Annotated in this window: 19 protein-coding genes and 1 CRISPR repeat array; of the genes, 2 read left to right on the forward strand and 17 right to left on the reverse strand. The window is 45.8% G+C overall.

All coding sequences use genetic code 11. The annotated features are described in order from the left end of the window. Positions 1-8: 8 nt before the first annotated feature. Complete coding sequence (locus BMW43_RS11125) at positions 9-2,165, reverse strand: PAS domain-containing sensor histidine kinase (protein ID WP_177173558.1); 2,157 nt, start codon at positions 2,163-2,165, stop codon at positions 9-11. Between the two features lie 515 nt (positions 2,166-2,680). Between BMW43_RS11125 and BMW43_RS11130 the strand changes: the two genes are divergently transcribed. Both BMW43_RS11130 and BMW43_RS11135 read left to right on the forward strand, forming a co-directional pair. Further along, entirely contained in the window at positions 2,681-3,103 is a 423-nt protein-coding gene (locus BMW43_RS11130) for a hypothetical protein (RefSeq protein ID WP_218140655.1), read from the forward strand. A 16-nt stretch (positions 3,104-3,119) separates the two neighbouring features. After that, positions 3,120-3,545 carry a ferritin-like domain-containing protein gene (locus BMW43_RS11135; RefSeq protein WP_091747145.1) on the forward strand — a complete coding sequence of 142 codons (426 nt, stop codon included), beginning with the start codon at positions 3,120-3,122 and terminating at the stop codon, positions 3,543-3,545. Between the two features lie 177 nt (positions 3,546-3,722). Here the strand turns inward: BMW43_RS11135 and BMW43_RS11140 are convergent, their stop codons facing one another. From BMW43_RS11140 to cas1b, 16 genes are all read right to left on the reverse strand, one after another. Beyond that, positions 3,723-5,807 carry an alpha-glucoside-specific PTS transporter subunit IIBC gene (locus BMW43_RS11140; protein WP_091747149.1) on the reverse strand — a complete coding sequence of 695 codons (2,085 nt, stop codon included), beginning with the start codon at positions 5,805-5,807 and terminating at the stop codon, positions 3,723-3,725. A gap of 208 nt (positions 5,808-6,015) precedes the next feature. Beyond that, the gene (locus BMW43_RS11145; protein WP_091747152.1) at positions 6,016-7,341 is read right to left on the reverse strand and encodes a 6-phospho-alpha-glucosidase; all 1,326 of its coding nucleotides are present in this window, start codon (positions 7,339-7,341) and stop codon (positions 6,016-6,018) included. Positions 7,342-7,525: 184 nt separating this feature from the next. Continuing rightward, positions 7,526-8,389: a MurR/RpiR family transcriptional regulator gene (locus BMW43_RS11150; protein WP_245732374.1), complete on the reverse strand. Its 864-nt coding sequence runs from the start codon at positions 8,387-8,389 to the stop codon at positions 7,526-7,528. 71 nt (positions 8,390-8,460) lie between these two features. Further along, positions 8,461-9,099 carry an MBL fold metallo-hydrolase gene (locus tag BMW43_RS11155; RefSeq protein WP_091747158.1) on the reverse strand — a complete coding sequence of 213 codons (639 nt, stop codon included), beginning with the start codon at positions 9,097-9,099 and terminating at the stop codon, positions 8,461-8,463. Between the two features lie 253 nt (positions 9,100-9,352). Further along, on the reverse strand, positions 9,353-9,823 hold the full coding sequence (locus BMW43_RS11160) for an L-2-amino-thiazoline-4-carboxylic acid hydrolase (RefSeq protein ID WP_218140656.1): 471 nt from the start codon (positions 9,821-9,823) through the stop codon (positions 9,353-9,355). Between the two features lie 118 nt (positions 9,824-9,941). Continuing rightward, positions 9,942-10,445: an L-2-amino-thiazoline-4-carboxylic acid hydrolase gene (locus BMW43_RS11165; RefSeq protein ID WP_091747164.1), complete on the reverse strand. Its 504-nt coding sequence runs from the start codon at positions 10,443-10,445 to the stop codon at positions 9,942-9,944. After that, positions 10,446-11,171: an ABC transporter ATP-binding protein gene (locus BMW43_RS11170; protein WP_091747167.1), complete on the reverse strand. Its 726-nt coding sequence runs from the start codon at positions 11,169-11,171 to the stop codon at positions 10,446-10,448. 1 nt (position 11,172) lies between these two features. Next, positions 11,173-11,934: an ABC transporter ATP-binding protein gene (locus BMW43_RS11175; protein WP_091747170.1), complete on the reverse strand. Its 762-nt coding sequence runs from the start codon at positions 11,932-11,934 to the stop codon at positions 11,173-11,175. 3 nt (positions 11,935-11,937) lie between these two features. After that, positions 11,938-12,915, reverse strand: a complete 978-nt coding sequence (locus tag BMW43_RS11180; protein WP_091747173.1) for a branched-chain amino acid ABC transporter permease — start codon at positions 12,913-12,915, stop codon at positions 11,938-11,940. Further along, the gene (locus BMW43_RS11185) at positions 12,912-13,784 is read right to left on the reverse strand and encodes a branched-chain amino acid ABC transporter permease (RefSeq protein WP_091747176.1); all 873 of its coding nucleotides are present in this window, start codon (positions 13,782-13,784) and stop codon (positions 12,912-12,914) included. The genes BMW43_RS11180 and BMW43_RS11185 overlap by 4 nt, the downstream gene beginning before the upstream one ends. 29 nt (positions 13,785-13,813) lie before the next feature. Next, positions 13,814-14,977: an ABC transporter substrate-binding protein gene (locus tag BMW43_RS11190; protein WP_177173559.1), complete on the reverse strand. Its 1,164-nt coding sequence runs from the start codon at positions 14,975-14,977 to the stop codon at positions 13,814-13,816. A 77-nt stretch (positions 14,978-15,054) separates the two neighbouring features. Then, a complete protein-coding gene (locus BMW43_RS11195; RefSeq protein WP_091747182.1) occupies positions 15,055-15,873 on the reverse strand; it encodes a nitroreductase family protein in 819 nt (272 codons plus the stop codon). A 164-nt stretch (positions 15,874-16,037) separates the two neighbouring features. Then, a complete protein-coding gene (locus BMW43_RS11200; protein ID WP_091747291.1) occupies positions 16,038-16,493 on the reverse strand; it encodes a MarR family winged helix-turn-helix transcriptional regulator in 456 nt (151 codons plus the stop codon). A 682-nt stretch (positions 16,494-17,175) separates the two neighbouring features. Next, entirely contained in the window at positions 17,176-18,369 is a 1,194-nt protein-coding gene (fabV, locus tag BMW43_RS11205; RefSeq protein ID WP_091747184.1) for an enoyl-ACP reductase FabV, read from the reverse strand. 362 nt (positions 18,370-18,731) lie between these two features. Next, a CRISPR array of direct repeats spans positions 18,732-19,085; the repeat unit is 29 nt; unit sequence GTTTCAATACATCTATGTTGAGGCTAAAG. A 173-nt stretch (positions 19,086-19,258) separates the two neighbouring features. Continuing rightward, positions 19,259-19,540 (reverse strand): CRISPR-associated endonuclease Cas2, encoded by a 282-nt coding sequence (gene cas2 / locus BMW43_RS11210; RefSeq protein WP_091747187.1) that lies wholly within the window; start codon positions 19,538-19,540, stop codon positions 19,259-19,261. A gap of 5 nt (positions 19,541-19,545) precedes the next feature. Next, complete coding sequence (gene cas1b / locus BMW43_RS11215) at positions 19,546-20,556, reverse strand: type I-B CRISPR-associated endonuclease Cas1b (protein ID WP_091747190.1); 1,011 nt, start codon at positions 20,554-20,556, stop codon at positions 19,546-19,548. Positions 20,557-20,563 lie beyond the last annotated feature (7 nt).

The following is a 20,563-nucleotide window of genomic DNA, read 5'->3' on the forward strand; positions in this document are numbered from 1 at the left end:
CACCAAGCTTATATTAAAACAGGAAAACGGACAAAAAATTCGGTTCCCTGGTTACTGCTTTCCACACGAATCTGGGCTTGGTGCCTTGCTGCTATACTATAGCAAACAGCTAATCCCAGACCAATGCCATTATCTTTTGTGGTATGAAAGGGTATACCCAGATGCTCCAACACCTCTTTTTTGATGCCTGTACCCTGATCGGCTACCGACAACACGACTTCCATTCCTTCACGATATGTTTTGATACATACCGTTCCCTTTTCCGACATTGCCTCCAAACCATTACGAACCATGTTGAGCAACAATTGATGGATTTCCTGCTTATCCAGCAACAGATCCGGGATTTCTTCCAATTGCAGGCATACCTCTTTATTATGTATAGTCGCATCGGCCTGCATAAGCGGCGCTATTGCCCGGATAATGTCATTGAGATTGGCCGGCGCCCGGTGAATCGCCTTATTTTTAGCTAACGACAAGTACTCTTTAATGATGCCATCGGTACGATCCAATTCGGCAATCATGATGTCATAGTAAGCAAGGTTGGGCGAATCGGGATTTTTGCGAGCCAACATCTGCAAAAAGCCTCTCACCGTGGTCATTGGATTGCGCACCTCATGAGCCAGACCGGCAGCCATTTCACCGACAAGACTCAATTTATCCAAACGGGCTATCTGCTTTTCCATTTCCCGCTGCTGCGTAATATTGCGAATAACCGAAAGAATGGTATCCGGCTGCTGCCGGTCATAGAACTCCGGTATTATATGGGCCTGCAGCCAATACACGCTTCCCGCTCTAGCAGTAAACCCAAATTCCACTACCTGTTCCTGGAAGCCCGCCTTATCCAGTTGCAGCATAGCTTCCACTTTTTTCTGAAACAGCTCCGGCATGCCCAGTATTTTAAAATTCTGACCGAACAGCGCTTCCACCGGCTGCGAAGAATACAGGCCAAAAACCGGATTAATATAAGTAATCCTTCCCTGACGGTCAATCCGCAAAATAATGTCCTGGGCATTTTCCACCAAGGTCTGAAACTCTTTTTCTCTTTTATACAGCATGACATTCTGTTCCTGTATTTTGGCAAAGCTATCCTGCAAAGCGCCGGCCATATGATTAAATGCCGTTGCCAGAATCCCGAATTCATCGTGCTCCTGATTCTTCACCCGGGCTGTTAAATTACCGTCAGCAATCGCGGCAGCCCCCTCCTGCAAGCTTCGGATGGGTCCCACTACATACCTTTGAGTCACTATAAAAATAAAGCCAAGAATACTGACCAGTGTGGCAAAATAAGTGAGCAGAACGGGAAATACAATGGCGCTTACCTTTTTATGCAACTCCTCTTCCTCCATAACCGCAATGACTTTCCAGCCCGATTCTTCTGATTTATTTACACATATCAGTTGGGGCTTTCCTTCCAGGGTTACCTTCTGAATATTGCCATTAGCCTCATTTGATAAAATGGCCGGCAACCCCAGCTCGTCCGGTGTTTTCATCAGCCAGTCCTTATTTCTGGGTGATACGATAATCTTGTTATTATTGTTCAAAACCATAACATAGCCGCTCAGGCCGATTTTAAGCTCTTCCACTTCTTTTTGAATCTCAATTAAATTCCATCCGGCAACAACCACGCCTATGGGAACTCCATCTTTTTCTACCACTTTGGCCACCGACATAACCATTTCACCGGTTGTATGCATAATGTACGGATCAGTCAGATAAGCCCCGTTATGTTTCATGGCTTCCTGATACCAAGGCCTGGTTCTCGGATCATAGCCTGGCTCTGTAAAATAGCTCGGATATTCAAAATAACCACCCTGTTCTGTCCCCAGTCCAATCCCCATCATCTCGGAAAATATACGGGCATATTTTGAAAAATTATGATCCAGCTTGTCAGAAACAGTAATTTGCCTACTGCCAATATCCCCTACCATTTTCACCACAGTATTATCAGTCCCTAAAAGCGTTACCGCTTCGAAGGCCGGTTTGATGGCACCATCATTAATCCGGGTATGCACCTTGCTTACCACGCTCTGCGCGTAAGCACCAAAGTCCTCCCGGACCTGTTTAGAAACTGTTTTTTCAATATACAAGCTGCCAATAATAAACGGAACGATACCTGCTATAAACGTCCATATCAGCAATTCACCGCGCAATGTCTTTTTCTTCACCGATACCATCCCTTAGTTAAAATGAGAACCTAGCTTTCCCGTACTAAAAAATCAATTGTTTTTAGAAGAAACTCCAACTTATCCTGCTATATTTCTCCACATTGTGAGATCAACCTGCCTGTACTGTAAGATTCTCATATGCACTGTACCGTAATGCTAATAGGAATGTCCCGCTTTAGCCGTTTTGCCATCTACTCACCTCTCAGCAATATATTTTTATTTCGGCAGCTCGACAAAAAATAACCATATTTTGTTTTTATTTCATAAATTCTCCAAAATATTTCAAAATCCTTCCATTCTTCGCTAATAGATTAAAAAGGTTTTCAAACTTATAGTAGGGCTCAGTAACCTTCTCCACATGCAATATAATCGAAGTTACCGCATCATTCCTGACATTTATGCAAAAATCAACAAAAAATACTTGTAGAAAACAATTATTAGTAATAAAATATTTATGGAAAGTTTTTCTAAATATAATAGGAAATTTTCCTAAATTTATTAAGGAGGTAATACAATTGCAAGTCGATGCTTTGATTACCGAAATTGGCAATTGCTGTTTGGGAGAAGAGTTTTGCCTTCAATGTAAGCAGGAGGACTGCTTAATCGGCTTTTGTAAAAAATCGCTTTTGACAGTGCTTAAACAAAAAGACGATTTTATTACGAACGGAATGCAGGCCCTCCCATATAACGACACCAAGCTGTATGATACTGACACAGTGGTGAACGCCATTGGTTTTTTGCTAAATCAATGCCGCAACTGTAATGTCTATCATGATGAAGACTGTATTATTAATATCATCCGCTCCAGTCTGGAAATCATCTTGCTGGGTGAAGTCCAGGAATACAGGGGAAGCACGCTCTTGTATTTAAACGATATTCAAAAGGTTAACGCCGAAATGGCAGATAAAATTTTACATAGCGTTCAACGCCGACACTAAAAAGGGGGCAAATACAATGAAAAGAGAATTGACTGTTGAAAATATAATCGGCGAAACAAAAGGAACCGAACTGGAAAGAATGGTAAAACAGAATTTCACCGGTGAAACTTCCGAAGCCGGGCTTTATCTGGCTATTGCCAGATTGGCACAGCGGCAGGGTTATCCGGAAATTGCCGAAGTGTTAAAAACAATTGCTTGGGAAGAAGCGGAGCATGCTGCCCGCTTTGCCGAGTTTAACGGTATGATTCAGGAAGATTTATTTGAAAATCTCCGTCAAATGCTGGACGGTGAAACTTTCGCCAACCAAGGCAAGAAACAGGCAGCCGATAAAGCACAGGAGCTGGGCCTTGAAACGGCCAGAGATTACTTCAATGAGTCGGCTAAAGATGAAGCCCGCCACGCCCGGATGCTGGAAGGTATGCTAGCCCGTTTTGCCAAATAACAGACCATAGTCTATAAAACAACAAGCAGTGGTAGAATAAACAGCCCAAGAGCCTTATCTTTAAGGCTCTTGGGCTGTTTTTACGTTTAAAGGCACCTATGATTGTCTTACTTCTTTGCCAGACGAAAAAATCTCTTGTCATGCAGGCAGATTCATTACATCAACGGGTTGGTGTCTTTAATAAGTCGCAACTACGGTCTTATTGGCTTCGGCTCGCACACCGGAATAAAAACTCAGCATCGGATACTGGTCAAAATTAGTAACTGCCATAATAACAACCGGCGAATAACCTTTTTCCTCGATCCGTTTACGATCAAACCGGACCAGTTCGGTACCGGCCTGCACCTTTTGTCCCGGTTCAACGAATACTGTAAAACCTTCTCCGGACATATTCACCGTATCAAGACCGACATGCAGCAGAATTTCCAGCCCGTTTTTCAATTTCATGCCGATGGCATGTCCGGATTGACCGGTAACCATGGTAATTTCACCATCGGCCGGAGCGGTTACTACCTGATTGTCCGGCCAAATGGCCACGCCGTCCCCCATCATTTTTTGCGAAAACATTTCATCCTTTACTTCGGTCATGGGAATCACCTGGCCGGAAACAAAGGCTTTTAGCGTTGCACTCTTGTTCCTATTTCCCTGAGCGTCCATGTCCTGTGGCGTTGTTATCAGCAAAGCTTCAAACCGCTCCCGTACTTGCGGTACCGAAAGCCCGACAATGACTTGTACGGCATTGCCCTTGCATACCAGCCCATGGGCGCCGCCCTCGACAAAAACCTTTGTATCTTGCACCAATTTACCGTTTTTAACGGTAACCCTCAGCCGTGTTGCACAGTTTGTGACTTCCTCAATGTTTTCTTTGCCGCCCAAGGCAGCCAAGAAGGCCGCTGCCTTCCTGTCTCTTTCGTCAAGGTCAAATCCTGCTGCTATAGCCTGTTTTGCCTTATAATCAGCCTTCGTATATAATCTGTCTTCTTCCTCATCCGTACGCCCCGGGGTCTTGAAATCAAAATGTAAAATTAAAAACCGGAACGTGACAAAATAGATACCGGTAAAAATAAAGCCAATAATAAACTGGATAATATATGTAGACATATGGTACTTAAATAACGGTATCCAATTCAATACGGCATTTTCAATAAGACCGCTGCCAAAATCACCGACCACGCCAAAGGAATAAGAAACGGCAGCCAGCGTCGCCGCTAAAACGGCATGCACGGCAAACAATAACGGTGCAACAAACAAAAAAGTAAACTCCAGCGGTTCGGTAATGCCGCAAAGCAGGGCTGTCAGGGTAGCCGGGATCAAAAGTCCGGCAATAGCTTTTTTCTTGGCCGGTTTAGCTGTGACATACATGGCCAGAGCAATCCCGATGGAACCAAACATTTTGGAAGAACCGTGCAGGGCAAAACCACCCTGCGGAAACATTTCCTTTAATGAATGGGCTGTTGTAGAAAACTCATTTAAATGTTGGAAAAAATATTGCTTAATTCCGCCATCGACAACAGCCGGTCCAAAAATGAAAGGCGTGTAGATAAAATGATGCAGTCCTGTTGGTATCAGGATCCGTTCCAGGAAAGTATACAGCCATACTCCAAAAACACCGCTCAATTTAAGAAATTCCTGGAGAGAAGCAATTCCCATCTGAATATGGGGCCAAACAAGACAAAAGAGGTATGCTACCGGCAGCATAGCAAAGAACCCGACAATGACTACCAGCGAAGATCCTTTAAATACGCCAAGAAAATCAGGCAGGTTGACATCAAAAAAACGATTATGCAAATATACCGTTATAGCCGCAATAAAAATGGCGCCAAGCATGCCAAAATCCAGTGTTTTAATATTGGCGATCATCGCCAAGCCTGAACCGCTGACGGCTGCCTTGGTAAAATCCACACCAAACTCAGGACCCCACAGTGTCAGCATCGCCGAGACATAATAGTTAAAAACTATGTAAATAACAAAGGACTCCATACAGGCTCGGGCGTGATTCTTTTGTGCTAAACCGATTGGCAGGGCAATAACAAATAAAAGCGGCATTTGACTGAAAACCGTCCACGCACCTTGCTCCACAATAAACCAGAAATCATACCATAGAGTTCCTTTATGAGCCAGGCTGCCTACAATATCGGGATTTTTGGACAATATCGACAAGGCAACCATAATACCGAAGAAAGAAAATAGCAAAACCGGTGTAAACATGGCACCGCCAAACCGTTGCACCTTTTGCATTATTACATCCTGGTTAATCGCCATAGTAACCCTCCTTTAAAATCAAACACACTGCTGCAAAAAAACAATATGGAAAGTGGCTCTACGTTGTTTTGGGCTGCAAAACTTATCGAAATAGAATCAAATTTCTAAAAATACATGTCAAAAAATAATTGGATATTGAACTGCGGCCGGAAGACTTTTTCCTCCTGTATTTTGGTCATACCAGTCCAATATCCAAACATTCAGCCTGTTATTTTAATTCCGGCCAGTAGCTCTGGTTAGCAATCATTAAATCGTCCAGAATTTGCTTAGCCACAGCAGCACTGGGCACTGTTTTGGATAAAGTCAGTGCCTGCCATAACTTTTGATAACTGCCGTTAATCCAGGCTTCTACCACCAGTTTTTCAACAGCTACCTGCTGTTCCATTAATCCTTTCTGGAAGCGAGGAATTCTGCCGATACACACTTTTTCATAGCCGTCCGAGCCGACGATACAGGGAATTTCCACCATGGCCGTAGGGTCAAAGTTCTCAATGGAACCGCCATTTTCAACAATCAGCAGCATCCGTGCCTTGGTATTGGACGCGATCGCGTCGGCCAAATCAACAATGTAGGACGCGTGGTCATCAGCGGTAAACCGACAGTCCTTGGCCGTTCCTTTTTCAATCACAGCACGGGCTGCCGCAAAAACATTTTTCTCTCTGTGCTCCATGACTTCATTGGCTCTGGAATGGTTCGGATCGGTATGCTTGACAATATAGTCGGGAAATAAATAATATTTTAAATACGTGTTGGGCAGCGTATCCGGCTCTACCGCATACACATCCTTCGCTTTGGCAAACGTATCGTTCCAACTGGGTTCGGTTTCCTGTTCAGCCTCCGGTCTGACAATATAGCCATGCTTTGCTACATGCTCCTTCAGCCTGGGCATTAAATCATGGCCGGCTTGATCGCGGATATCGCTCCACCAGCCAAAATGATTCAAGCCGTAATACTTCACTTGCATCTCCTTGCGGCTTTTTAGTCCGAGTATCCCCGCCATCCGGTCTTCTATGCCGACAGGCATATCGCAAATATTGATAATTCGGGAGGTTGGACGAAGCCGTCTGGTAGCTTCGGCAACAATGGCGGCCGGATTGGAGTAGTTAAGCATCCAGGCGTCAGGCGAATACTTCTCCATAAAATCAATGATTTCAATAATAGGGCCAATCGAACGCATGCCATAAGCGATTCCGCCAGGACCGCAGGTTTCCTGCCCCAGCACGTTATAACGCATTGGAATTTTCTCATCCTGTTCCCGCATGGCATATTTGCCGACCCGGATATGGGCCATAACAAAATCCACATCAGTAAAGGCTTTCTCCGGATCGGTGGTATAACTAAAAGTAATTTCCGGTGCTCTTTCCTTTAGTAAAATCTCACAGGCTTTGCCGATAATCTCCTGCCGTTTAGCGTCATTATCATAGAATTTGATTTGCCGGATTGGAAACCGTTCCAGATGTTCAAGCAGCATTAAAACAATACCGGGGGTAAACGTACTGCCACCACCGGCTATAACAACAGATGATTTTTTCATGGTTGTTTATCCTTTCAACGTAATCCATCCCGGGATTTCTCCCTCATCATAAAGTATTTCGCAGCGATCATCAATGGATTTGCCGCATTCCGGATATCCGTTACCACTCTGGATTTTGTTCCATTTTCCGTACTTTGTTACAAGTCAAAAAAAGCCGGCAGGAACGTTGTCCCTGCCGGTTTTTTCAAAAAACTTCTTCTTCCGATTCTTTTTCTTGCAATTGCAATTGTCTTTTTTTATATGCCTGGTATCGGATAAACCATATCTCAATAACCAGAAAATAAATCATCATGGATTTGTACGTCGGAAGGCTTTGATCGGCATAAAGATGAAACTCCGACGTTTCAACATAAATGTTCTCAGTACTCAGCGCCGCCAGGGAATTTTCCTGCAGGCGGGTAATGGAAACCAGCGGCACTCCCTGCAGTTTAAGCTGTTGTGCCACTTCCACCGCCAGGGGAGTTTCGCCACTTAACGATACAATAATAACAAGGTCGTCCGGTGTCAGCATCTTCACGACCGAAGTGAGTTCATCCTTGCCTTGTATTTCATAAATCAGTACTTTGTCAAATAAAAACAGTCTCTTTAACTCTTTAACAACATTGCTTTGCACATAGCCGGAGCCATAAGCAATAATACGTTCTGCACGATATAAAAGCTCACTCATCCGCTGGAAACTTTTCTTGGCCATATCCTGGCTGACGCGCTGATAATGATCGATAATCTTTTTTACCGCATCCTCTTCCGTACATAACGTATATTCTCTTTCCATTTTCAGCAGCGCTTTTAAATCACTAAAACCGTCGAGGGATAATTTCTGCGCAAACCGCACAACCGTCGTACTGGAAACATTGCAGGCCGCTGCCAGTTGATGTACCGACATTCTGCGGCATTCGTTTTTATGATGATAGATATACTTCCAGATAATATGGTCGGTTTGATTCAATTCGTACTGGTATTGATTAATCAATTCCTCCAGTCTCACGGGGTTCATCTCTCCTTTATAGGAAAACCATCGCCGGCCGGCCACTTCTGCTACCTTCGACAAGTAAAATCAAACCTGCGCAGCCTGACCTTTTTCAACTGTCAGACGCACAGGCTTGCTTAGCTTAGTCTGCTCTATTTATATTCCAAAACCAGTACTGAAGGCATAGAAGCCAGGCTTTCCTTAGTAAGCTCGACTTCCTGTTTACCCAGACGCTGTCCGCCGCCGATCTGTTGCAAGAAAGCTTCTACCCCGCCAATCGGCAATTGAACGGCTTCCGTTTTAAAGTGCATGGGGATAGTAACCGCAGGCTGCAGACTATGGATAACTTCCACTGCCTCAGCCGGCCCGATGGTATAAAATCCGCCTACCGGAATCAATAAAATATCAACAGGGCCAATTTCGCGTAGCTGCTCCGGCGTCAAGCCATGCCCCAAATCACCGCAATGGCATATATGGATTCCATCAATAGCAAAGGTATATATCCTGTTCTTACCACGCTGAGTACCGCCTTCCCCATCATGAAAAGCGGCAATACCGGTAATTTCAATCTCCTTATGGGCTACATGCCCCGTCTCATGGACATGAAAAAATTCTCCCTGCACCGCTTGTGTATAGTTATGGTCAAAATGCTCATGACTTGTGGTGACAATATCCGCCGCAACTGCCGGCACTTTATACCCTACCGAACTATCGAAAGGATCTGTTAAAACTTTCACACCACTACCGGAAGTAAATAAAAAACAGGAATGCCCCAACCATTTAATTTTCATTTTATCCCCCTCCCTACGTGCATTTTTTCCTATTTATAATAACCCAATTTCCAGAAACAAGTCCATATTCCTGCCGGTTTAAGCGAATCATCATGCCGGCGGGCAAATATATTTTTTTCTGTTTTATTTGTTACTAGCTAAATCGTTCCCTCTTCTCATCCCTTTTAAATTCCAAAACAAAAAAGGTTGTCAAAACCAATGCGTTTTTGACAACCTTTTTTGTACCTAACGGGCAAAAATCAACATACCCCGTTTATTCATCATGAAAAAAGCGAAAGGTACATTGAGTATCTCCTTTTAGCAAATACTCCTTATGCTCACACTGCAAGGAAGAATTAAACCCTCTGGCAATAGCCGGATCGATTTCTTCGCAATACAGCAGGCCATACCGTTCCGCCTGTAAATTCTTCCAGGCATCGGCAAATATACATTTGCTAAAACATTGCCGGACTTCGTTTGCTCCTGTCTGGCTCTCCGCAGTAAACAGCAGCGAACGTTCCATATCATAAAAGGGCAAATAATTAGCCACAGTATTGTCTTTACCGGACTGTCTGGCATTCTCGGCAATGCGCCGGCCACGCATCTCACCAAAGTTCCGCACTGCCTGCCGTACAGCCAGTTCCCCCTCACTGCCAAAACGCGTCACTACCTCTTCTGCCAGCGCCGCAAACAATTCGGCCATAATAGTATAGATAGAGACCGTTCCCGGTTCTTTTCTGTCCACCGGCTTTCCTCCCTGCCTGCCAACCCGTCTCATAACCGTATTACCACAGGAAACCAACTATCGGTTCAATGAGCCGGCTTGTAGATTTTTGCACCGCCGTGCAACGTCATATTGCCAGCTATTTGCCATCCGGCACTTTAGTCCGGCACACCATTTCACAATACCCGTCGCCCTCCAACACATTTTTCAGAGTTACCATATCGCTGTCAGGATGAAAACCCTGGTACTTGGCCTGATCAATATAACAGTACAGCCGTCCCAGTTCGGCAAAGTTTTTTTCCTGCCAGACTTCGGCAAAAGGACAATAGGTAATTCGAATATGGGTATCGTTTTCCGCCTCTGCCGCTTTTTCCGTATCCCAGCCTAAGGAAGGTAAATCAGGCAGCTTTCCATAGTTTTGCGGTAGATGCTCATATCCTGCCGCCAGCACTCTGTCCTTTTGCTGCTCACCCCGTTCCCGCCCTAAGGCCCAAATGGCCTTACTAATAATTTCCTTGGCCTGTTCCTTTCCGACTGCCGCTACCACTTCCCGGCTCATGTGGTAATAAAGCGCTGCCATCATCCGCCCCATCTGACGGACCTGCGCCGCCGCTTCCTTTCGGAACATCAAATCTTCCGACATTTAAATCCCTCCACCTGCATCATTATAGCCAAGATAAGCCTGTTGTACTTTGGGATCATTCAGTAAGTCCCGGGCCGTTCCGGTCAAAAGCACTTTGCCTGAGCCGATTACATACCCCCTGTCGGCAATACCTAAGGCCATTGTGGAATTTTGCTCTACCAACAGAATGGAAACCCCTGCTTTGTTGAGTTTTTTTATTAAGGAAAAGATACTTTGCACCAGCTGCGGTGCCAGCCCCAAAGAAGGTTCATCCAGAAACAGCAAGGACGGCTTACTCATCAACGCCCGGGAAATGGCCAGCATTTGCTGCTCGCCGCCGCTTAGCGTTCCTCCTTTTTGTTTGCGCCGCTCTTTTAGAATCGGAAAGAGTTCGAACTGCTCTTCCAACGTCACGGCAATCTCCCGGCCATTTTTCTGCAGGAAAGACCCCATCTTGAGATTTTCTTCTACAGTAAGATCCGGGAATATCCATCGTCCCTCCGGAACCAGCGCAATCCCAGCGGCCAAACTATTGGCCGGCATATAACGGGAAATATCCCGGCCATCAAAGAAAATGACGCCTTCCCGTTTTTGTATCAGTCCTATAATACTCTTTAAGGTAGTTGATTTGCCGGCCCCGTTTGAGCCGATGAGGGTAACCAGTTCGCCTTTGCCTACCTCCAGGCTGATGCCGTGGATGGCCTGCACATGGCCGTACCAGGCCTGCAAGTTTTCTACGCGCAGCATGTTACGCCCCCTTCCCCAGATACTCAGCAATCACACGGGGATTAACCTGTACTTCCTTAGGGGTTCCTTCGGCAATCTTTCGTCCATGGGCCAGTACGGTAATCCGGTCTGAAACCGACATCAACAGGCTCATGTCATGTTCAACCAGAATAATGGTAATTCCCATATTTCGTATTTCCTGAATACGTTCCAGCAGTTTTTTTACTTCCGACTCGTTTAGACCGGCTGCCGGTTCATCCAACAACAGTAGTCGTGGCTTCATAGCTAAAGCCCGGGCGATCTCCAGCCGCCGCTGATCACCGTAAGACAGGTTTCTCGCCTTCTCCTGCGCCAGGTCTTGCAGCCCGAGCTGCTCGAGCAATTCCAGGCTGCGCTGCTTTACAAACTGTTCTTCGCTGCGCACCTTGCCGGTTTTAAAAATGGAGGTAACCCAATTGGCAAATGTCCGCCGGTGAAAGCCTAGTTTTACATTGTCCAGCACGGTCATGGAAGTAAACAAACGGATATTCTGAAAGGTCCGCACAATCCCCAGCCCTACCCGTTCATCATTGCGAAGCTGAATGACCTCCTGTCCATCAAACACAAAACTACCGGAGGAAGCCTTATAATTTCCCGACAGCACATTAAACAACGTTGTCTTGCCTGCTCCGTTGGGTCCGATTAAGCCGTGAATTTCGCCGGCGGCCACCGTCATATCAATGTCCTGCAGCGCCACAAGGCCGCCAAAGGTTTTCGTGATTTTCCGTATTTCAACTAATGCCATGTCTTAATCCTCCCCCTTGGCAGCAAGCGCCTCTTTACCCGGTGTCTTTTTCCCGGGCCTGGACCACGGATACCAGCCGGTAATACCTGCCGGCAACAACAGCATGGTAATTACAATGGTAAAGCCGTAAATCAGTTCCCGGTATTCCTGTAAAAAGCGAAAGGCTTCCGGAATGATCACCAGCAAAAATGCTCCGATGACCGAGCCGGTAAAATTGCCGATCCCGCCAAAGGCAATCATGGCCAGTATGGCAAACGATTCATTCAGACCAAAATTATCAGGACTGATATACGTCAGATAGTGGGCAAAAAAGCTGCCGGCCAGTCCGGCAAAAAAAGTTGCCAGGACGAAGGCTCCTACCTTATAACTGGTCAAATCAATGCCCACCGACCGGGCCGCGATTTCATCATCGCGAATGGCCAGCAGCGCCCGGCCGGTCCGACTGGCCAGCAACGCTCGAAGAATAGCATACGTAATCGCAACCAGAGTCAGGATACAGATATAGTAATCTCTGGGCTGACTTATGGTAATACCAAAAATTTCGGGAACCGGGATACCGGGCAGTCCCGCCGGGCCGCCGGTCAGCCAGTCCAGATTGATCGTCAGCAAGCGGACAATTTCATTGAAGCCCATGGTGCCAATCGCCAGAAAAATACCTTTTAGCCGCAAAGCCGGGTAAGCAATCAGTCCGCCCAGCAATGCGGCAATCACGCCGCTAAGCACAAAAGCCAGGCTAAACGGCAGATCCAATTTTAGCGTCAGTAGGGCCGAAGCATAGGCGCCTATGCCGTAAAAGGCGGCATGTCCCAGAGAAAAAAGCCCGGTACTGCCCAGCAATAAGTTCAGACTAAGCGCTAATATGGCATAAATGCCTGCCAGGGTAAGCACATGGAAGACATACTGATCATCCATCAGCAACGGCATAACAGCCAATATGCCGGCTGTTGCCCATAAAGTTAATCTAACCGGCTGTCTCATCATACTTTTTCCTCCTCAACGCGCCCAACCAAGCCGGACGGACGAATCAGCAATACCGCAATCAATACGGCAAAAGCAATGACATCCCGGTAACCGGCTGAAATATACGCCACAGTTAAGCTTTCGATAAGTCCCAATAAGAGCGACCCGATCATCGCCCCGCTTACGCTGCCAATACCACCTAAAGTAGCGGCTGCCAGTGCTTTAAGCGAAAGGATGACTCCCATCCGCGGATAAAAGGCTCCATAGTAGGCACCAACCAATAGTCCGGCAATACCGGCCAGGGCCGAGGCCAAAGCAAAGGATAAAGCAACCACCTGATTGGTGTTTACGCCCATTAAGCTTGCCCCGTCAAAATGCATGGACGTAGCGCGAAGTGCCAAGCCCCAGCGGGTTTTATGGATGAATAATTGCAGCGCCGCCATCAATAACAACGTCAATCCAATCACGATGATTTCAATCCCGGAGATCACGGTCCCCCCGATGTTAAACATATAGATACCTATATCATAAGGAAAGGACTTCGTATCCGCACCGGCCAGCAATAATACGCCGGCCTGTAGAATAATGGAAAGCCCGATGGTTATCAAGGCCGGTGAAAGCGGCGACCCGTTCCGGAACGGACGAAAAGCAATCCGTTCCGTCAGCAGTCCTACTAGTACGGCGGCTGCTATTGCAGCCATCAGCCCTCCCAGAGGCCCAAAATGAAAGGCCGTAATTACCGTGAGTCCGGCAAAAGCGCCAACCATGAAAACTTCACCATGGGCAAAAGTGATCATTTTCAGTATGCCGCAGATTAGGGCAAAGCCTACTGCCAGCAGCGCATACATGCTGCCTAACGTTAACCCGTTAATGATTTGCTGCCATAGCATACGCTGGCCCTCCTTCCTGTTCTGTAGCTTTATAAATTATAAGGAACAAATTTCCCGTCTTTTACCACAATAGGGAATAGTTCCGGCTGACTTAGCTGCCGCGTCGGACTATACGTGATCAGGCTCTGCGACGCAGCCGGGAAACCTTTGGTCTTCGCTAATTCCTCGCGGATAGATTTTCGCGTAATATCTCCCTGTTCGGCACTTTTTTCGGCGGCATTGGCAATCAGCCGCAAGGCATCATACGCTTGTACGGCAAAAGTATCCGGTTCGTTGATACCGTACTTTTCCTGATATTTCGCGATAAAATGCTGCAATGTCTCGCCAGGAGCACCCATATTAAATACCGACAAAGTTATCAGTCCGTTGACGGCATCACCGCCAAGGGAAAGTAACGCCGGGGAATGTACCGAGGAAGAGGCGATAAAAGTAGCTTTTACGCCCAGGTCCCTGGCCTGTTTCATAATCAAGGCCGTATCGGTGTAGTAAGATCCCAGAATGATCACATCCGGATTCAATTCTTTTACTTTGGTCAGTTGGGCTTTAAAGTCTTTATCGGTACTCAAGTAAGCCTCGGTGGCCACCACTTCCGCCTGTTTGGCAAGCAGAGCGTTTACGGCATTGTCTTTTACGGCCTTGCCAAAGTCGGTATTCAGGAACAGTACAGCAACTTTTTTCGCTTTTAGCTTGTCCGTAGCCAAGTTAGCCATGGCAATGGCCTGATCAGCCTGGGTCGGGCAAAGCTGGAATACGTAATCACCGTATTTCGTCAGTTCCGGGTGGGATGGATTAAAGGCAAACTGAACCAAACCGGCTTTTTGATAAATCGGTGAAGCCGACCAGGTGGCATTGGTGGAGAAATCACCCAACTCGGCGATGATCCGTTCGTCCTGTACAAACTTTTGCGCGATGCTGGCTGCCTGCTTCGGATCGGCCTGGCTGTCTTCGTAAATCAATTTAATCGGCCGTCCTTTAATCCCGCCCTTGGCATTAATCTCCTCTGCGGCAATTTCCAAACCTTTTTTCCACATAGCACCGTATTCGGCCCCGTCACCGCTGAAAGGACCGGCAACTCCCACATAAAGAGCATTGTCTGCTTCGCTTTTTGCATCTTGGGAACCGCCGCAGCCGCCCATCAGTACCGCCATAATTACTGTCAGCACAACCAGTAGACCATAACGAACTCGTTTCATGTCTATCATCCTTTTTTATTTATTTTTCTCTTGAGGCTTTTTCCGTCTATTGACTGGGAACCGTATTACTCTTATATTTATATCCTGGCAAAGACTACTTCCGGCAGACTCAATCGTTTCGGTGGTGCCGGATTCTGATCGGGATAGCCGACATCGACATAGGTTACTACCTTTATGTATTCCGGCAGGTTAAAACGTTCATTAAGGCGCTCGATCATATCTTCTGTATTGAAAGTGAGCCAGACACCGCCCAGACCATAAGCGTGGGCTGCCAGCACAATATTCTGCGCTGCCGCCCCGCAATCAAGCAAGCGGTTTTTTACCGGCATCAGTGCATTGGCCCGGTAAACCCGTTCATCCTGCAGCAAAACAATATGGACCGGTCCGCCGGGAATATCACTGCCTTTAAATAATCCTGGTTCATTTTTCTCCCGTATAACCAGGTAACGAATGGACTGCAGGTTGCAGGAGTGAGCAGCCCATAAACCGGCGTTCAAAAGTTTATCAATAACCTCATCCGGCACCTCCTGGTCCGTCCAGTGCCGCACCGACCGGCGTTCATACAGGATATTCTCAAAACTCTTGATTTCCTGCAGTGCCGGCCAGTGGGGCGCAAATTCAGCTAAATCAACCGTGGCTCCAGCCTGAGCCTGTTCAGCGAATTGCAGCACCTGCCGGCCCCAGGAATAATCAGCCGCATCAATCGGCAATCCCCGCTCCTGCCAGATTTCAAGCAGTTCCTTTACTGTTTCGGTCTGTCTGGGCGACAGTTTTTTCCCGTAATACAGCGCCGAATAGGTTTGAATTTCCAGCGTGTGATGCACCCTTTCCCGGAATCTTGCCCTAAATTCCGTTTCATCCATTGTTACATAATCTTGTCTGGTGATTGTCCCCATACTCTAACCCCTCCAGTTATTTTAATTGTTCCATCTGCGCCATGAGCCTTTTCTCTAATCCCTGCAGCTTTCTGCATACATACAAAAAAGCTGCGCAGAGTAATCTCTGCCCAGCCTTCAGTTTTCTGATTAGCATTGGGAAATTATCATAGTATTCAACTCATTTAATGCGAAGACGTTTTGTGTAGTGATTTTTCGTATTTTTCCAGGAAATCCTTTAAAAAATCCAGGTTGTCTTGATCTGCCTTTTCTAATAGCTTACTAACAACTGCGTTATAAGAATCATGATTGCGCTTGTGGCCTTGGTACGCCATTTCCCCCTTCGGAGTAAGCCGCAAGACAATCTTCCGGCTGTTATTCGGATCGGAATCTTTAATCACGACACCTTTCTTCTCCAGGCGCATAATCATTTGCGATACCGCGCCACGGGTCACACCCAGGTTGCGGGCAATTGCCGAAAGATGCAGGTTTTCGTTTTCTTTAATAAACTGAACCATATGTATCTCTGAATGATATAACAGCGTATCGGTATCGAAATAATTCACTTTAGCGTCTTTTTCATAAAATCCAGCTATTATGTTGAGAAGTAATTGACTGATTTCTAGTTTGTCATCTATCATATGCAATATTGTATAGCTGCTATACACTCTTGTCAAGTCATGTCGAAAAATAATCTCCCTGCCTGGCGACTTGCTTCTCCTATTTCCGCAAAAGGGGCCCGTTGGACGGCACAGATATCCTATCTCCAACAAAGCCCTTCATTTGCTCCAAAATCATCTCTATCTTCAGGCAAAAAAACACAAAAAGTACCCTCACCATAGCTTAACTTGCTTTACCGCACTTTTATGACGCAGGTAAATCAAACATGCCACCAGGCTCAGAAAAAATACTCCATTGCAAGAAGCACATAATGATATAGCCAATCGCCACTAACAGGAATAAACCGTTGATCAATTTATCCGACATACGCCTCACCCTCTGTTTTAGCGTACCATGTTTCTTTTTCTTCTGATGTTAACTTCAGGTTATACTTTGGTTAATTTTAATCGAAACAGAAGTATCAAAATTTTTTAAGAGTTTTGTATATTGCCCAACACTTACGCATCCGGTACAGCCGGCATTTTAGTTGATTAGTTTTCATATTCTCCATAAAAATCAAACCTGCGCGAACTGACCTGTTTCATGTCAGACGCGCAGGTTAACATTACAAGAATGAACTGCATTACCTATTTTCTACCTATTAAACATTAATGCTATAATCGTCAAAAATTTAATTCGGCTGCGTTATGAAATAACATAGCTTTATAAAGTTAGAATATGCGGATGCCCTTGCTCCGCTTCGCTTTCCTGTTCATAATCTATATTCTCATATTCAAATCCAAAAAGATTTAGAAACTCCCTGCGGAATCGCTCGACAGCACCGCTAACATCCTGATTCCCCGAACAGACCTGCTCCCATAGCTGCAGCACTTCCGCCTGGACATCTTCCCGCAGTTCCCGGTCATCAATCCTGATTACGGTTGTCTCATCGAAACGCCCACCCGCCGCATACAATCTGTCGGCAAATAGACGATAGATCTGCTCTATACAGTCTTCATTTATGTTTTTACTCTCCATGACTTTCGTGAGCAGCATCAAATATAACGGTACAACAGGAATGGCCGCACTGGCCTGAGTGACTAGAGCCTTGTTTACGGAAACAAAGGCTTGGCCCCCTACCGATTCAAGCTGATCATTCAGCAATTTTGCCGTTGCCACCAGATGTTCCTTAGCCTTGCCGATGGTTCCGCCTGTATAAATCGGATAGGTCAATTCAGGCCCGATATAAGAATAACTGACGGTCTTTACTCCCTCGGCCAAAACTCCGGCATTTTCCAGCGTCTCCAGCCAAAGCTGCCAGTCCTCGCCCCCCATGACCTTTACGGTCTGCCTGATTTCCTCTTCACTGGCCGGCTCCAGGGTAACATCATAAAGGTCGTGGGAATTCAGATTAATCGTTTTGCTGGTAAAAGGTTTACCAATAGGTTTAATAACGGAAGAACTCATTTCACCGGTAGCAGGATCGGTTCGGCGGGGAGCTGCAATACTATATACAACCAAATCAATTTTTTTCAAATCCTGTTTGATTAGTTCAATCGTTTTTTCCTTAATCTCATTAGAAAAGGCATCACCGTTGATACTTCTTGAATACAGCCCGGCTGCCGCCGCTTCCTTCTCAAAGGTGACCGTGTTATACCACCCGGCGGTTGCCGTAGTGTTATGAAGTGCATTCTTCTCCAAAGAAACGCCGATGGTACTGGCTCCACAACCAAAAGCAGCCACAATTCTTGACGCCAGACCATAGCCAGTGGACGCACCAATTACCAGAACCCGTTTAGGCCCCTCGAGCTGCTGCTCTGCTTTCACATATTGTATTTGCTTTTTTACCAGGTATGCACAACCCTCGGGATGTGCTGTAGCACAAACAAATCCGCGGAATTTTGGTTTGATTATCATATGAAGATCGACTCCTTGTCTTGGAAAATCACAGGGCCAGTGGTCTGTCTACTTTGAAAGCGTAAAAGAATTCGCGGGAATTTTTTCGCAAAGCAAGGCGGAGGGGGGGCGCACGATCGGACACAGATAAGCCGATGGCAACAAAGCATTGCGGGAAAAGGCCCGTAAAGTCATTATGATTTCAGAGTGGGCAGATCACTAAGTTCTTCAAGTCACCCATGGTATAGTTTGTCCCTATAAGGCAAAACTTTTACCTTTACATTGTAACACACAGCACGACCAAAATCTGCAAACTATGTAACAATACATCGAGGTTACGGCTAAAGTGTATTCATCAGTTCTAGTGTTGATCGCCTCGTACAGTTTCAATACATCCATGTTGAGGCTAAAGCGCCGCGCCGGTGTCTGGTGCCGCCGCCTTCGACAGTTTCAATACATCTATGTTGAGGCTAAAGGACCCAGTTCACCAATTTGCCTTTAACCGCGTTACTAGTTTCAATACATCTATGTTGAGGCTAAAGGTCTTTGAGACACAACTCCTACACATCTCGGATGAAAGTTTCAATACATCTATGTTGAGGCTAAAGTGGCACTTGGCAGTTTGAACATGCAAAGCATTTGATGTTTCAATACATCTATGTTGAGGCTAAAGGCCGAGAAGCTTGAAATGCTTCCCGGCTTTTCTCTGTTTCAATACATCTATGTTGAGGCTAAAGGGCAGTAAAATCAGGCTTTTCTAAAGTACCTGTAGCCCTAGAATATAGCATTAATAAGAGTTTCGCAATTTTTCCAGCCGCCTAGCGTGCGCTGACACTTTGTTACAAAATCACCTATAAGCCTTATCCCTTCTCGATTTGCACGATTCGAGGAAAATAAACGGTTGGGAAAATTAAAGTAGCATTGCTTCCTGATTATGAAGCCGGACTCCGATAATTTCTTCATCAAATACATAGTCACCGGTCATTTTAAACAAAGCAACAAAATCCACTTCTTTATCAATCTTTTTCTCCAGTTCACTTTTTAGCTTGATTAAATCAGCCGGAGTGATTTCGCCCCGAAATACCGACTTTTGGAATGGCACCAGATACTTTTTACAGATTTTAAATACTTTACCCACCCGCTTTTCACCGATGTCATATACCAGAATCACATAGTTATAATTCTTAGCCATCCCGATTACCTCCGCTCTTTTTCCAGAAAAGGAATAAACGGTGTCCCTTCGACCACATGCTTTTTCAACTTATAAGCGTCATATTTGATTGCTGTTAGATAGCTAACCTTTCTTTTCATGGTACTATGGTCAAAAACTTGCTGAAATCGCTCCTCCAAAGCAGTAATAAAAATATCACGACCTGGATCATTCAATAAGCAATAGTTGTATTTTTTATTGAAGTGTTTTCCTACTTGAATTCTGCGGTTATTTACCAAATCAAAAATAGTCCTAAATACAATGACCGGTTTAAAATGCTCCGATAAATCAAGGCTTAATGAAAAGCGCCGGTCGCTTGGTTCATGCAGAAAACTAATCGTCTGATCCAGATGAGTATGATATAGCTGCGATATAGTCTTCGTATACAATATGGTATTGCCAAAGCTGACCAGGGCATTCATCGGATTGTCCGGCGGCCGTTTTACTCTGCGGTTCATGACGAAATCATCAGGCAAAATGGAAGGAAAGGTCTCATAAAAGCGACGCCATATTTCCCCTTCCAGACTGAGCAGCATCGGTACATTGGTAATCCTGGGCAATAGCTCTGGAACCTCTTTCTTTAACCAGTCTAGATAGGGCTTTATTTCTTTGTTGCCGTGTTTGAAATAGTGATACAGCACCTCATGGATATTGGCCGCAATGGCACCAACGATAGCAGCGGCAATGGGCAGGCGATTCTCCCAGCAAGCTTTCGCCTGCAAAAGCATGACCTTACCGCTCACCCGTGCCTCTTTCGGATAGAAGGTCCCGCGGAATTGCCCGTAGTAATCGAAAAAATGCACCGTAATATTCGCCATGGACAAAAAGGAAAACAATTTGCTATTCAAAGAAATCTCGTTTAACAAATACAGTTCCTTCAGACCCTGGATGGGAATATGAGTAATTCCTCTTTCATTGCGAAACGTTAAGGAATTGTCTTCCCGCCCTAATGTCCCCGGCGTTCGGATATAGCGGGTGACGGGAGCCGATTTAGCCATCTTCATC

Source organism: Propionispora vibrioides, assembly GCF_900110485.1.
Lineage (GTDB): Bacteria > Bacillota > Negativicutes > Propionisporales > Propionisporaceae > Propionispora > Propionispora vibrioides.

Coding starts and splice junctions, on each gene's coding strand:
- fabV (WP_091747184.1), bottom strand. CDS start 18,369: ATGATAATCAAACCAAAATTCCGCGGATTTGTTTGTGCTACAGCACAT.
- BMW43_RS11170 (WP_091747167.1), bottom strand. CDS start 11,171: ATGCTGCGCGTAGAAAACTTGCAGGCCTGGTACGGCCATGTGCAGGCC.
- BMW43_RS11185 (WP_091747176.1), bottom strand. CDS start 13,784: ATGCTATGGCAGCAAATCATTAACGGGTTAACGTTAGGCAGCATGTAT.
- BMW43_RS11145 (WP_091747152.1), bottom strand. CDS start 7,341: ATGAAAAAATCATCTGTTGTTATAGCCGGTGGTGGCAGTACGTTTACC.
- BMW43_RS11180 (WP_091747173.1), bottom strand. CDS start 12,915: ATGATGAGACAGCCGGTTAGATTAACTTTATGGGCAACAGCCGGCATA.
- BMW43_RS11135 (WP_091747145.1), top strand. CDS start 3,120: ATGAAAAGAGAATTGACTGTTGAAAATATAATCGGCGAAACAAAAGGA.
- cas1b (WP_091747190.1), bottom strand. CDS start 20,556: ATGGCTAAATCGGCTCCCGTCACCCGCTATATCCGAACGCCGGGGACA.
- BMW43_RS11195 (WP_091747182.1), bottom strand. CDS start 15,873: ATGGGGACAATCACCAGACAAGATTATGTAACAATGGATGAAACGGAA.
- cas2 (WP_091747187.1), bottom strand. CDS start 19,540: ATGGCTAAGAATTATAACTATGTGATTCTGGTATATGACATCGGTGAA.
- BMW43_RS11155 (WP_091747158.1), bottom strand. CDS start 9,099: ATGAAAATTAAATGGTTGGGGCATTCCTGTTTTTTATTTACTTCCGGT.
- BMW43_RS11140 (WP_091747149.1), bottom strand. CDS start 5,807: ATGGCGATTAACCAGGATGTAATAATGCAAAAGGTGCAACGGTTTGGC.
- BMW43_RS11200 (WP_091747291.1), bottom strand. CDS start 16,493: ATGATAGATGACAAACTAGAAATCAGTCAATTACTTCTCAACATAATA.
- BMW43_RS11165 (WP_091747164.1), bottom strand. CDS start 10,445: ATGTCGGAAGATTTGATGTTCCGAAAGGAAGCGGCGGCGCAGGTCCGT.
- BMW43_RS11190 (WP_177173559.1), bottom strand. CDS start 14,977: ATGAAACGAGTTCGTTATGGTCTACTGGTTGTGCTGACAGTAATTATG.
- BMW43_RS11175 (WP_091747170.1), bottom strand. CDS start 11,934: ATGGCATTAGTTGAAATACGGAAAATCACGAAAACCTTTGGCGGCCTT.